This is a genomic window from Streptomyces sp. NPDC047043 (genome assembly GCF_040644055.1).
Taxonomy (GTDB): domain Bacteria; phylum Actinomycetota; class Actinomycetes; order Streptomycetales; family Streptomycetaceae; genus Streptomyces.
The window spans coordinates 322,426-336,116 of record NZ_JBEYVO010000001.1 but is presented as its reverse complement, the minus strand read 5'-3'; the positions used below and the strand labels follow the sequence as shown (position 1 = coordinate 336,116).

Genomic DNA, 13,691 nt, shown 5'->3' with positions numbered 1-13,691 from the left:
TGGCTCTTCCCCGAGGGGGACATCATGAAGACACGCACCACATTCCCGGTCCTGATCGCCGCGGTGACGTCCATGGCCGTGCTGGCCGCGTGCAGCGGCGGCACCAAGGCCGGCTCCGACGGCGGCTCGGGCGGCTCCAAGACGCTCACCCTCGCCTCGGTCGACCAGGGCTCGGTCGAGGACGTCGTCAAGGCGTTCGAGAAGGCCAACCCGGGCGTCAAGGTCCGCTACACCACCAGCGGCGCCGACCAGTACCAGCAGCAGATCCGCACCCAGCTCTCCTCGGGCACCGCGCCCGACGTGATGTCGGTCTGGCCCGGCAACGGCAACCCGGGAGCGACGTATGTCCTGGCCAAACCCGGCTATCTGCGCGACCTTTCGGACCAGCCCTGGGCCGCGAAGATGCCCGACCCGATCAAGACCGTGGCCCAGTACGACGGCAAGACCTACAACGCGATCTTCGGGCAGAACGGCATCGGCGCCGTCTACAACCAGCAGGCCATGACGAAGGCCGGCCTCACCCCGCCCGACACCTGGACGAAGCTGCTGGCCTTCTGCAGGGCCGCGAAAGCCAAGGGAACCCCCGCCTTCGCGCTGGGCAACCAGGACAACTGGGTCACCCAGCTCGTCCTGTACGCGTTCGTCGCCACGACCGTCTACAGCCACGACCGCGACTTCGACAAGAAGATGCAGGCCGGGCAGGCCACCTTCGCGAAGTCGCCGTGGACCACCGCGCTGGACAAGTACCTGACGATGGAGAAGACCGGCTGCTTCCAGAAGAACCCCCTGGGCACCAACTACGAAGCCAGCCAGCAACTCGCCGCCACCGGCAAGACCTTGGGCATCGTGCAGGGCAACTGGGTGATCGCCCTGCTCAAGCAGAAGAACCCCAAGGCCACCTTCACCCTCAAGGCGCTGCCCGCCACGGACACTCCGTCCGAGACGCTCATCCCGGCGGCAGCAGGCGCCGGCTACGGCGTCAACGCCAAGGCGAAGCACCCCGAACTCGCCCTGAAATTCGTGAACTTCGTGATGTCGCCGCAGGGCATGAACCTGTTCGTCAAGAAGCAGGGCGGTCTGCCCTCCCTGCCCGACACGGGCTTCGCCACCGACCCGTCGCTGGCCGAACTCTCCACGTTCATCAAGTCGGGTCGCACCGTGCCGTTCATGGACCAGCTCTGGCCCAACGCCAAGGTCCAGCAGACCATGCTCAGCGGCCTCCAGGAGATCTTCAGCGGCCAGTCCACGCCCCAGAAACTCCTCGGCGAGATGGACACCGACTACAAGGCCGGCAACTGACCTTCCCCCCCACATCCGAAAGGACCAAGGCGTGAGCCATGTACGTCGTCGAACCGTGCTCGCCGCAACGGCCGGCGCCATATCGACAGGGAGCAGCCTCATGGCAGGCGGAATCAGCGCGGCGGCGGGAGAGCCCGACCGTCCGCAGGGCGGCCCGGTGCGGGGCCTGACCGTGGAACACCGCACGGATCCGCTCGGCGTGGACGCGGACCGCCCACGCTTCGGCTGGCGCACGTCGTCGCCCACCCGGGGGTGGCGACAGGGGGCGTACCGGATCCTCGTCGCGACCTCCCCGGACAGGCTGACCGCCGCCCGCGCCGACGTCTGGAACAGCGGTCGAGTGCTCTCCTCCGACTCCGTGGCCGTACGCCATGCGGGCAAGTCGCTCGGTGCCTCGACCCGCTACTACTGGACCGTCACGGTCTGGGACGCCGAGGGCCGCGTTGCCGGCACCTCCCCCACGGCCTTCTTCGAGACCGGCCTGATGAGCACCGACGGCGTCACCGGCTGGGACGGGGCGCAGTGGATCGGAATGAAGGGGAAGAGCCCCAACTCGGCCGGGGCGCCGATGCTTCGGAAGCGAGCGGTGCTCAGGAAGCGGATCCGACAGGCCCGGCTCTACGTCTCGGCTCTCGGCGTGTACGAGGCCTACGTCAACGGACGGCAGGTGACCGTGCAGCAGGACGGCGGCAGCACGACCGAACTGCTGTCGCCGGGCTGGACCAACTGCGACGCGCGCATCAACTACCTGACCTACGACGTGACGGACCTCGTGACGCGAGAGCCTGCGGACGTCACCCTCGCCGTCGTCCTGGGCAACGGCTGGTACAACGGCCGTATCTCCGACGGCAGTACGTACTACTCGAAGGACGGCAACTCCCTCGCGCTCAAAGCCAAGTTGCTGATCCGGTACGCCGACGGGACTTCGCAGACGGTCGTCACCGAGCCGGACGGCGGCTGGAAGGCCACGGACACCGGCCCCTACCGCGCCGACGACATCTACGACGGCCAGACCTACGACGCCCGGATGGAGCTGCCCGGCTGGTCCTCGCCCGGATTCGACGACTCCGCCTGGTCGGACGTGGAGCGCGTCGCCTTCGAGGACAAGCACCCGGACGCCCAACTGCTCGCCTACCCGGGCGAGTCCGCGCGCTTCATGCACCGCTGGGACCGCCGACCGCAGTCGATCACCGTGGCCACCGGAGTGACCGGACAGGACGGCAGCCCCAACGGCAGAGGACGCATCGTCGTGGACCCGGCCCGCACGGTGACCGATCCGGCGAGCGCAGCCTCCGCCCCGGTCACGATCCACAGCGGGGAGACCGCAATCTTCGACCTCGGGCAGAACATGGTCGGCGTGGCCCGCTACACCCTGCGCGGACCGGCCGGAACCAAGGCCGAGTTCAGGTTCGCCGAGATGCTCAACGACAGCAGCGCCGGAGCGGACGGCCCCGAGGGCTCCGTCTACCGGGCCAACCTCCGCACCGCCAAAGCCACCAGCACCTACATCCTCAAGGGCGACCGGCACGCCGAGACCCACCAGGACTCCCTGACCTTCTACGGCTTCCGCTACGTGTCCGTCACCGCATCGGACACCGTCACGATCGCCGGGTTGACCGGCAAGGTCGCCACCTCCGCCATCCGCGAGATCGGCACCGTCACCACGGACGACCCCGACATCGACCAACTGGCGAGCAACATCCGTTGGGGCCAGCGCGGCAACTACCTCTGGGTGCCCACCGACTGCCCGCAACGCGACGAACGCCTCGGCTGGACCGGCGACACCCAGGTCTTCTCCGCAACGGGCCTGTACAACGCCGACGCCGGTGTCTTCCTCAGTCATTTCCAGGACTCGGTCGTCGACTCCCAGACCATCTACGGCATGGACAAGGCCCAGTTCACCGGCCTCGCCCCCGGCGGACGCTTCAACTTCCCTGCGGGCGGCAGCGGTTGGGCCGACTGCGGCGTCATCCTCCCGTGGACGATATGGCAGATGACCGGCGACAGCACCGTCGTCGAGCGCAGCTGGCCCGCGATGACCCGCTACCTCGACTGGATCCGACGGCAGACCGGCGACACCTACGCCGGCCAGGGATCCATCACCGGCGACTGGCTTGCACCGCAGAAGACCAGCGCCCAACTGATGAGCGACATCTACTACGGCTACAGCGCGCAGCTGATGGCACGGATGGCCCGCGCGATCGGCCGGACGGCGGACGCGGCGACGTACGACGATCTCTTCGGGCGGATCAGACGGGCGTTCATGACCAAGTACCTGAGCACCGAAGGCGGCCAGGTCACGGTGAAGTCCAGTCTCGGCGACGCCTCCCCGATCGAACCGGGCGCCGACCCCAACCAGAAGACGGAGGACAACAGCCAGACCGCCCTGCTGTGGGTCCTCAAGCTCGGCCTCTACGAGACGCAGGCCCAACGCCGCGCTCTCGTCGGCCTGTTGGCGGACAACATCGGCAATGACGCGGCGTACAAGGCGGCCCACCCGAACAGCAGCCGGATCAAGTACGCCGAGAACACCCTGTCCGTCGGCTTCCTCGGCGTGAACGTCCTCGCCCCGGTCCTCACCGACGAAGGCCGCGCGGACCTGGCGTACAAACTGCTGCACCAAGACGCCCTGCCGTCCTGGCTGTTCTCGGTGAAGAACGGCGCGACGACGGTCTGGGAGCGCTGGAACTCGTACTCGAAGACGGACGGGTTCGGACCCGTCAGCATGAACTCCTTCAACCACTACGCCTATGGCGCGATCATGGAGTGGATGTACGCCTACATGGCGGGCATCGCCCGCGACCCGTCCAGCCCCGGGTTCAAGCGCTTCGTCCTCCAACCGCACATCGACCCCACGGGCAGGATCACACGGGTGTCGGGCGCGTACGAGTCGCCGTACGGAGAGATCAGAAGCGAGTGGGCGGTGAGCAACGGGGGCCGGAGTCTGGCGTACGACGCGGTCGTGCCCGCCAACAGCGAGGCGACCCTGCGCCTTCCGGCCGCCTCCGCCGATGCAGTCCGGGAGGGGCGCACCCCGTTGGCGCGGGTGGACGGGGTGCGCTTCCTCAGCGGTGCGGACGGGGTGTTCTCCTATCAACTGCCGGCCGGCAGGTACCACTTGACCGCCCGAGTGGTCTGATCAGTGGAAGCGACCGGACCGCGGTGCCTACGTGGTACCGCTGTCCGGTCACTTCGGCCGGTGGATCACCGTGGCTCGCGGACGGAGGCCTCGGTGACCGCGGTGTTCGCGGCGGGCGGCGAGATGGCCATCGGCCTGGTCCATGCCCTGCGGGAAGCCGGCCGCCGGGTGCCGGAGGACATCAGCGTGGTCGGTTTCGACGGCAATCCCCTCTTCGCCTGCGTCACCCCTCCGCTGACCACGGTGCGCCGGCCGTTCGACGAGGCGGCACGGGAAGGCATCCGGCTCCTCGTGCACGCCATCGAGCAGCCGGACCAGGACCTGCCGCCCACGAGCGAACCGCCGGTCGAACTCCTCGTCCGCGGCTCGACCGCACCCCCGCCCGCCCGCTGAGAACACACCGTGGTTCGCACCACCTGAGCGCCTCGCTCGCACCGAGCCGTCGTCACCGCGATGCCGTCCGCACGGTCGCATGCGCCGGCATCATCCATCGACTCCGCCGTGCACGCCCCGATCGATCCGGCGCGCGGCGGGCACCGAAACACATCCCCACCCCCTCCCCGGGAGCCGCAATGTCCCCTGCGCAGACAGGCGCCAGACCCGGCGCCGCTCCACGTTCTCGCCCCCTGTTCCTTCTGACGCTCGTATGCGCCCTGTTCGCCGCGGTGGCGACGGTGGTCCTGCCGGCCGCGGACCGGGCGGACGCCCTGTCCCGTCCGTCGCAGACGATGTACACCCCGCCGTCGAACGCGCCCTCGCCCGGCTCGCTCTATCCGCGCGCGCTGCGTCTGCAGCACAACGGCTCGTCCAACGGCACCATCCTGGCTACGTTCGAGCAGTACACCAACGGCACACCGGTCTTCCCGATCTACCGCAGCACCGACAACGGCAACTCCTGGAAGAAGCTCTCCGACGTCGCCGACACGCAGAACGGCTGGGGCATGCGCTGGGAGCCCGAGCTGTTCGAACTGCCCACGGCGATGGGTGACTTCCCGGCCGGCACCGTCCTGGCCGCCGGAGCTTCCGTCCCCGCCGACCGCTCGGCCATCAAGATCGATGTCTACGCCAGCACCGACCGCGGACAGAGCTGGAGCTTCGTCAGCAACATCGCCACCGGCGGCGCGGCGTTCGACACGAACGGCAACACCCCCGTATGGGAGCCGTTCTTCCTCTACGCCAAGGGCAAGCTGATCGTCTACTACTCCGACCAGCGCGACCCCGCCCACGGCCAGAAGCTCGTGCACCAGGTCTCCACGGACGTCCGCACCTGGGGCCCGGTCGTGGACGACGTGGCGGAGCCCACCTACAGCCAGCGCCCGGGCATGGCCACCGTGGCGAAGCTACCCAACGGCAACTACGTCATGACGTACGAGTACGGCGGCTCCCCAGCGGGCAACTTCGCCGTCTACTACAAGATCTCCGCCGACCCGGAGGCGTTCGACTCCGTCACGGGCATTCCCCTGCGCGCCACGGACGGCACGGTCCCCACCAGCACGCCGTACATCACCTGGCTGCCCACCGGCGGTCCGAACGGCACCCTCGCCGTCAGCGCCTTCAGCACCGGCGATCTGTTCCTCAACACCCAGAACGGGGCCGCGAACACCTGGACTCGCATCAACTCCAATGTCGCCTCGGGCTACAGCCGCGGCATGCTGCCCCTGTCCGACGGCCACAGCCTGCTGGTGCTCAGCGGCGGCCGCACCGGCAGCAACCTCTCCAACCCCGTCACCTACAGCACGATCGACCTGGGCGGCGGCATCTCGGACGGCGCCACCTACACCGTCTCCAACGCCAACAGCAACCTCCTGCTGACCATCGCGGGCGGCTCCACCGCCAACGGCACCAACGCCACCCAGCAGAACACCGACAACGCCACCGACCAGCAGTGGCGCTTCGTGCAGCAGACCTCCGGCTACTTCAAGATCTTCAACGTCGCCACGGGCAAGGTCCTCGGCGTGGAGAACCAGTCCACCGCAAACGGCGCCAAGATCCTGCAGTGGGACGACAACGGCACCCTCGACCACGAATGGGCCGTCGCCCCGAACCCGGCCGGTGGCTACACCCTCACCAACCGCGTCACCGGCAAGTTGCTCGAACTCCCCAACGCCTCCACCGCCGCCGGCACCAGCGCCGGCCAGTGGAGCGACACCGGCTGCGCCTGCCAGCACTGGAACCTCATCCAGGCCGCCCTGCCGCCGCTGGGCACCGGACAGTACGTCCTCGTCAACAAGAACAGCGGCAAGTACCTCGACATCCCCAACGCCTCCACCGCCGCCGGAACGGCCGCCAATCAGTGGCAGAACTCCGCCTGCTCCTGCCAGCTGTACACCTTCCAGTCCGCGGGCGGCGGCGCCTGGACCATCAAGAACGTCAACAGCAACCTCAACCTCGACATCGGCACCAGCTCCACCACCGCAGGGGCCGCCGTCGTACAGAACACCCCGTCCACCGCCAACTCGCAGAAGTGGACACTCACCGACACGGGCAACGGCTACTACAAACTCAGGAACGTCAACAGCGGCCTCAACGCAGCCGTCGCCCAGTCCTCCACCAGCAACGGCGCCGCCGTCGTCCAGTGGACCGACCTGACCATCGACGACCAACTCTGGAAGATCGTCCGTATCAACTGAGCTGCTTGTCGCCCCACTTACCGTGGGCTCCCCAAGTGCCTCCTGCCGCCCGGTTCGCATCGCGATGCCGAGCGGCAGGAGACCCTCTTCTCGCCGCTTCCCGAGCCACGACCAGTCGGGGGGCCCACTCGCAGTCCCATTTCCCGGTGTGCGGTGGTAGGACGGGGCTGTGATCGGCACTGCGCACAGCAGCCGGAGTGCGGGCCGAACGAGGGTCCGCGAGAGGGGAGTTGGGGATGGCGGCAGAGAACATCGACGATGTCGTGGACGGGCTTGCCGGGATCGTGCGGGAGGCCGGCCGTGCCGGTGACCGGGTCGGGTATTTCGCGGCGCTGTACCGGCAGGTGACCGTTGAGGTCCGCACGGCCATTCATGGTGGGCTGTTCGACGACGGCGCCCGAATGGACCGTTTCGACACGCTCTTCGGCAACCGCTACTTCGACGCGTACGACGCCTGGCGTCGTGACCGGAGCGGGCCACGTTGTTGGCGCGAAGCGTTCGGGCTGCTCGACGACGCCGACACCATCATCGTCCAGCACCTGATACTCGGCGTGAACGCGCACATCAACCTCGACCTGGCCATCGCCGCCGCGCGGACCAGCCCGGGCGAGGACATCCACGCGTTGCGGCGCGACTTTCTGCTGATCAACGACATCCTTGGGCGGGTGGTGCTGGCGGTGCAGGACTCGGTCGACGCCCTGTCGCCCTTCATGTCGCTACTGGATCAGGTCGGAGGCCGCACCGACGAGCGGATCCTCGACTTCAGCGTCCGTCAGTCCCGCGAGGAGGCGTGGTACAACGCCGTCCTGCTGGCCGGCCAGAGCGAAGAGGAGCGCGAGGTCACCATCGAGCGGCTCGACCACCGGGCCGCCGTGCTCGCGCGGTTGATCGCGCGACCGGGCGGCCTCGTCCGGCCGGCCCTGGAGCTGATCCGGAGGACCGAGAGTGATGACGTGCCGGCCGTCATCACTCATCTGGACAACGCCATGGAGCGGCCCTCCGTCCGGCAGTCGACGGGGTGAGGTCCGGTGGATGACGACGTTGCCCATGCCGACGCCCAGAGGGCTGCGGACCCTCTGGGCGTCGGTGGTCAAGTGCGGGGCGGCTTACGTCTGCTGACCGGTGGCCTTCGGGGTCCTGCTCATGGAGCAGAGCCTTGGCCGGACCCGCCCGAAGATCCGCAGCCCCCAAGTCCGCCCGGCCCGCGCGCATGGAGGGAGGTCCGCCGGGCCCGGCCGGTTCACCCCGGGTCAGGAGTCAGTCAGGCACTGGCCCGGCTTCTGGGCCTCGACCGACTGGTCCGCAACGGCTTCGGGGAGAGGCGTGGGTGCCTCGGAACGGGTGGCCCGCATCAGCGCAAGTGCCGTCAGTGGTACGGCGGTCAGGGCCGCCGCCACCGTGCCGACCAGCGGGGGACCGGCCTGCCGTAGGGACGAGGCCAGGGCGAGGCCCGCCGCCCACGAGCCGATGGTGACGCCCACGTTGGACGACGCGCTGCTCAGCGCGGCGGCGAGGGTGGGTGCGGAACCGGCGAAGCGTACGACGAGCGCGCCGAGCACCGGGCTCGACGCGAAGCCGGCCACGCCCAGGAGGGTCACCAGGGCGACGGTCGTCACCGCGGTGGTGGAGAGGAATACCAGCAGGAGGAGGATCAGCGTGGTCGTCGCGGCCGACGCGATCATGGTGGCCAGTGGTCGGGCGTCGCCCACCCGCCCGCCGATCGCGGTGCCCAGCACGGCGCCCAGTCCGTATCCGGCCAGGACCAGCGGCACGGCCCCGGCGGGGACGCCGGCGCGCTCGGTGAGCAGGGGCGAGATGTAGCTGTACGTCGCCAGGACCCCGCCCATGAGCAGCGCGATGAAGCCGAGCACCGACCAGACCCGCAGTTGCCGCAGCGCGGCGAACTCGGCCCGGACGGAGGGCGGTTGGCGCTTCGGCTCGTCGGGGATGAACCGGCCGACGACCGACGCGGCACCCGCAGACAGCACCGCCAGCACCCAGAACGGCCCCCGCCAGTCCGACACTTGGCCCAGCCATGAGCCCAGGGGCACCCCGACGACGTTGGCCACGGTGAGGCCGCCCATCAGCAGGCCCAGAGCGCGCGAGGTCGCCGACGGTCCTGCCGCGGTCGTCGCCACGACCGCGGCCACGCACCAGAAGGCGCCCGTGGCCAGGGCGGTCACCACGCGGGAGACGAGCACGACCGCGAAGGACGAGCTGAGGGCGGCGGCCACATGGCCGAGCGCGAAGACGACGAGCGCAAGGACCAGCGTGGAGCGGCGCGGCAGGCGCAGTGTCGCGATCGCCATCGCCGGCGAGCCGACGATCATGCCCGCTGCGAACACCGTGATCAGCAGGCCCGCCCGGGACACGCTGACGTCCAGATCGTCGGCGACCTCGGGCAGTAGACCGGCCACGACGAACTCGGTGCTGCCCATCAAGAACGTACCGACGGCCAACACGAAGGCGACGAAGGGGAGTTTCCGTTGGGACCCGTCGGCTGCCGAGTCGTCTGCCGGGGAGGACATTCGGTGGGTTTCTCTTTCCGGTGGCATGCGAACGGCGTGCGACCGGCGCGCGGTAGGGACGCGGCACGGTGCTGCTCGGGGGAGGTCACCACAGCATCGCACCGCGAACGCGTCGTGTGAGGGGGAGGAAGTTCTCCCTGGCTGGCGCCGGAAGCGTGCCGCTCGGCGCTCCTTGAGACCTACTGGCTGGCGGCAGGATCCGGGGTGGGCCGGACCTCCTCGGTGGCCGCCCAGGCGGCGAGAAGCTGCAGGGCGTCGTGGTCGGGTGTGCCGGGGGCGGCGCTGTAGGCGGTGAGGGTCAGGCCGGGCTGGGCGGGCAGTTCCATGGCGTCGAAGTCGAGGGTGATGACACCGACCGCGGGGTGGCGGAAGGACTTCCGCCCGGTGTGGTGCAGACGCACGTTGTGTTTGGCCCAGGCGGTGCGGAACTCCTCGCTACGGGTGACCAGTTCACCGATCAGGCCGGTCAGCTCGGTGTCGTGGGGCGAGCGTCCGGCCTCGGTGCGCAGCAGGGCGACGGTGGTGTTCACGGAGACTTCCCAGTCGGGGAAGAAGTCGCGGCCGCCCGGCGTGAGGAACTTGGCGCGGGCGATGTTGACCGTCCGACTGGTGCGGTCGGGGAAGAGGGGCGCGTACAGGGCCCGGCCGAGGGTGTTGGTGGCGAGGATGTCCAGGCGGCCGTTGCGGATGAAGGCCGGCGAGTCGGTCATCGACCGGAGAATCCGCAGGACGCTGTCCGGGAGCGGGCCGCGCGTGCGCTTGGCACGGCGGGCGGGGCGTTTGGCGGCGGCGCGGGCCAGGTCGTACAGGTGGGCGCGTTCGGCGTCGTCGAGCTGGAGGGCGTTCGCCACGGCGTCGAGGACCTCCTCCGAGGCGCCGGCGAGGCGGCCGCGCTCGAGGCGGACGTAGTAGTCGATGCTGACACCGGCGAGCAGGGCGACCTCTTCACGCCGCAGACCCGGCACCCGCCGGTTTCCGCCGTAGGCGGGCAGCCCCGCCTGCTGCGGGGTGATCTTGGCGCGGCGGGAGGCCAGGAACTCGCGGATGTCGCTCTCGGTACTCACGCATTCCAGGCTAGGCCGGACGGTGCACGCGTGGGGGGTCCTGTCAGTACCCGTAACGGCAGACCCTTCTCCACCCTCTTGAGCTGCGGTTTCCTCGATATCGGCAGCGACTGGAGCCCGCGGAACCGAACGGAAGGCGGGCCGTCACGACTGCCGGTCGGCCGTCCCCGCCACACAGTGGGTCATGGCCGGCCTACCCCGTTCTGATCAAGGAGCCACCCTTCATGCCGAAGCAGTCCGCACCCCAGGCACTGGCCGGGATCGCGCCCAAGCTCGTGGAGGTCACCGACGAGGTCCTCTTCGGTGACGTCTGGCAGCGGCCCGGACTGTCCCCCCGGGACCGGAGCCTGGTCACCGTGAGTGCGCTGACCGCCCTCTACCGCGGCGAGCAGCTCGGCTACCACCTCGGCGTGGCCCTGGACAACGGCCTGACCGTCGAGGAGCTGTCCGAGGCGATCACGCACCTGGCCTTCTACGCGGGCTGGCCCAACGCCATGACCGCGATCAACCAGCTCAAGAAGATCGCCGACGAGCGCGGGGCCTAGCCGCCCGACCGGCACCGCGGAGCCGCGTGCCCGCAGCCCCATCCATACGGCCCCGTCCCATCCGTACGACAAGGAACGACTCGTGGAACACATCACCGACACCCCCACCCTCAAGGCCCCGGCCGAGCGCTTCACCGGCGACGTCTACCTCAACATGATCGCGACGCCCGCCGAACCGGCCCGCCTGGGCGCCGCCCTGGTGCGCTTCACCCCCGGCGCCCGCACCAACTGGCACTCCCACGCCCTGGGCCAGACCCTGCACGTCACCGACGGCGTCGGTCTGGTCGGCACCCGCGACGGCAACGTCGTCCGCATCAGCGCCGGCGAGACCGTCAAGTGCCCGGCGGGCGAGGAGCATTGGCACGGTGCCACCGACACCACCCTCATGGCCCACATCGCCATGGTCGTCGGCGACGGCACCGGCGACGGCACGACCTGGCTCGAGCCGGTCACCGACGGGCAGTACGCCGCCGCCCTCGCCACCATCGGCCGCTGAGTGCCGGAGAACCATCGGAAAGCGCCGACTCCCCGTGCGAGCAGCGTTCATGTACGACGCCGGTGACGTGGACCGGCGCGCAGCCCGGGCTCGTCCGGCGGCAGCGCCGGCCGCCGCACTGCTCGGGTTCTTCGTCATCACCCTGGACGCCCTCGTCGTCAACGTCGCCCTGCCGGCCATCCGCACCGACCTCGGCGGTGGGATGACCGGACTGCTGGGGGTACCCCCTCTGGGGGAGGGTCGTCGACGGCTACACCCTGGCGTTCGCCGCCCTGTTGCTGTCGGCCGGCTCCCTGTCCGACCGCATCGGCGCGCGCCGCGCCTTCGGCTTCGGCCTTGCGGTGTTCATCGCCGCCTCCGCCGCCTGCGGGCTGGCCCCCAACCTGCCCGTACTGGTCGCCGCCCGTCTGATACAAGGGGCCGGGGCGGCCGCGATGATGCCCGCCGGCCTCGCCCTGATCCGGGAGGCGTACGGCGACCCGGTCAAACGCGGCCGGGCGGTGGCCTTGTGGGCGGTGGGCGGCGCGATCGCCTCCGCCGCCGGACCTGTGGCGGGCGGTGCGGCCAGCCTGATCAGCTGGCGGATGATCTTCTTCATCAACCTGCCGGTCGGCGCCGCCGCCTTCGTCCTGATGGCCTTCACCGCCTGCTCACGCACCCGCCCGGTGCCCTTCGACATCCCCGGCCAGATCAGCGCGGTCATCGCCATGGGCGCGCTCACCTTCACTGCGATCGAAGCCGGATCCGCCGGCTTCGGCGCGCCCCGGGTGTGGTGCGCGGCCCTGCTCACCGTGGCCGCGGCCACCGCCTTCGTCCGCATCCAGGCCCGCGGCCGGCACCCGATGGTGCCGCTGGAGCTGCTGCGCCGGCGCACCGTCGTCATCTCCTGCGCGACCGGGTTCGCGTTCATGGTCGGCTTCTACGGCCTGGTGTTCGTCTTCAGCATCTACCTCCAGCAACAGCGCGGCCTGTCCGCACTGGCCACCGGTGCCGCATTCGTCCCGATGACCGTCCTGTCGGGGTTCATCAACCCGCTCTCGGCTCGGGCGGCCGAGCGCTTCGGCGCTCGCGTGCCGATTGCCTTCGGGCTGTTCCTGATGACGGCCGGTCTGATCGCACTGGCCGCCGTACCTGCCGCGACACCGACCTGGGCGCTGGCGCTGCTGATGCTCCCGGTGGGCATGGGCGGGCCACTGGCCATGCCGCCGACCACTGCGCTGCTGGTCAACAGCGTGCCCGCGGGCCAGACCGGGACCGCCAGCGGCGTCTTCAACACCTCCCGCCAGATAGGCGGCGCCCTGGCCGTCGCCGTCTTCGGCGCCCTGATCGCCGACCAGGTGCACGTGTTGACCGGTGTGCGCACCAGCCTCCTGCTGGCCGCGGCCGTCGTGGCAGCCGCTGCCCTCGCCGCCTGCTTCCTGCGACCCGCCGCCGCCGACAAGGAAGCCGACGTACCCAACCAGCGCACCGACACCCGCACACCCCACACAATGAAGGAACCCGGCCCATGAACACCTGGAACACCGAGACACTGGAACGCATCGCCGCCGCCGAGGAACTGGAGATCGCGCCCCGGCGTGGCGACGGATCCCTGCGCGAGCCGACCACCATCTGGGTCGTACGCGAAGGCGACGAGTTGTACGTCCGCTCCTGGCGCGGTACTCGCGGCACTTGGTGGAACACCGCCCGAACCAGCAACGCCGGGCACATCACCGCAGGCGGCGAGGAAGCCGACGTCACCTTCACCGTGGAGAGCGATCCCGCGCTCAACGACCGCGTGGACGCCGCCTATCGGGCCAAGTACGGCCACTACAGCGGCTACGTCAAGCCCATGATCGGCGAACAGGCCCGCGCCACCACTCTGCGCCTGACCCCGCAGCCCTGACCGCGGACGGTCCATCGCCCTTCGTCTGTCGTCGGCCCCCGCCGCCGGAGATCGCACGCTGCGGCCGACCCGAGCGGGTACGAGGAGATCCGCTGATCCCACGCC

The 13,691-nt window shown here is 69.8% G+C and carries 10 protein-coding genes and 1 pseudogene; 9 read left to right on the top strand and 2 right to left on the bottom strand.

All coding sequences use genetic code 11. The features are described 5' to 3' along the window. Nucleotides 1-24 precede the first annotated feature (24 nt). The 5 genes and pseudogenes from ABZ880_RS01610 (at nt 25) to ABZ880_RS01590 (ending at nt 8,090) form a co-directional block, all read left to right on the top strand. On the top strand, nt 25-1,299 hold the full coding sequence (locus ABZ880_RS01610) for an extracellular solute-binding protein (protein WP_361255053.1): 1,275 nt from the start codon (nt 25-27) through the stop codon (nt 1,297-1,299). Nucleotides 1,300-1,399: 100 nt separating this feature from the next. Continuing rightward, entirely contained in the window at nt 1,400-4,438 is a 3,039-nt protein-coding gene (locus tag ABZ880_RS01605) for a family 78 glycoside hydrolase catalytic domain (RefSeq protein WP_361255050.1), read from the top strand. Between the two features lie 81 nt (nt 4,439-4,519). After that, nucleotides 4,520-4,831, top strand: a pseudogene (locus ABZ880_RS01600) (substrate-binding domain-containing protein); the annotation flags it as partial. 179 nt (nt 4,832-5,010) lie between these two features. Next, nucleotides 5,011-7,068 (top strand): RICIN domain-containing protein, encoded by a 2,058-nt coding sequence (locus ABZ880_RS01595; protein WP_361255047.1) that lies wholly within the window; start codon nt 5,011-5,013, stop codon nt 7,066-7,068. Nucleotides 7,069-7,304: 236 nt separating this feature from the next. Further along, nucleotides 7,305-8,090 carry a DUF5995 family protein gene (locus tag ABZ880_RS01590; RefSeq protein ID WP_361255044.1) on the top strand — a complete coding sequence of 262 codons (786 nt, stop codon included), beginning with the start codon at nt 7,305-7,307 and terminating at the stop codon, nt 8,088-8,090. A gap of 228 nt (nt 8,091-8,318) precedes the next feature. Here the strand turns inward: ABZ880_RS01590 and ABZ880_RS01585 are convergent, their stop codons facing one another. Beyond that, nucleotides 8,319-9,596: an MFS transporter gene (locus ABZ880_RS01585; protein ID WP_361255041.1), complete on the bottom strand. Its 1,278-nt coding sequence runs from the start codon at nt 9,594-9,596 to the stop codon at nt 8,319-8,321. 179 nt (nt 9,597-9,775) lie between these two features. After that, nucleotides 9,776-10,660, bottom strand: a complete 885-nt coding sequence (locus ABZ880_RS01580) for a helix-turn-helix transcriptional regulator (protein ID WP_361255038.1) — start codon at nt 10,658-10,660, stop codon at nt 9,776-9,778. Between the two features lie 224 nt (nt 10,661-10,884). On the opposite strand from ABZ880_RS01580, the gene ABZ880_RS01575 reads away from it, so the two are divergent. The 4 genes from ABZ880_RS01575 (at nt 10,885) to ABZ880_RS01560 (ending at nt 13,586) form a co-directional block, all read left to right on the top strand. Continuing rightward, nucleotides 10,885-11,205 (top strand): carboxymuconolactone decarboxylase family protein, encoded by a 321-nt coding sequence (locus ABZ880_RS01575; RefSeq protein ID WP_361255035.1) that lies wholly within the window; start codon nt 10,885-10,887, stop codon nt 11,203-11,205. A gap of 82 nt (nt 11,206-11,287) precedes the next feature. Next, complete coding sequence (locus ABZ880_RS01570) at nt 11,288-11,701, top strand: cupin domain-containing protein (protein WP_361255033.1); 414 nt, start codon at nt 11,288-11,290, stop codon at nt 11,699-11,701. Nucleotides 11,702-11,976: 275 nt separating this feature from the next. Then, complete coding sequence (locus tag ABZ880_RS01565; protein WP_361255030.1) at nt 11,977-13,212, top strand: MFS transporter; 1,236 nt, start codon at nt 11,977-11,979, stop codon at nt 13,210-13,212. Then, complete coding sequence (locus tag ABZ880_RS01560) at nt 13,209-13,586, top strand: DUF2255 family protein (RefSeq protein ID WP_361255027.1); 378 nt, start codon at nt 13,209-13,211, stop codon at nt 13,584-13,586. Before ABZ880_RS01565 ends, ABZ880_RS01560 begins: the two co-directional genes overlap by 4 nt. Nucleotides 13,587-13,691 lie beyond the last annotated feature (105 nt).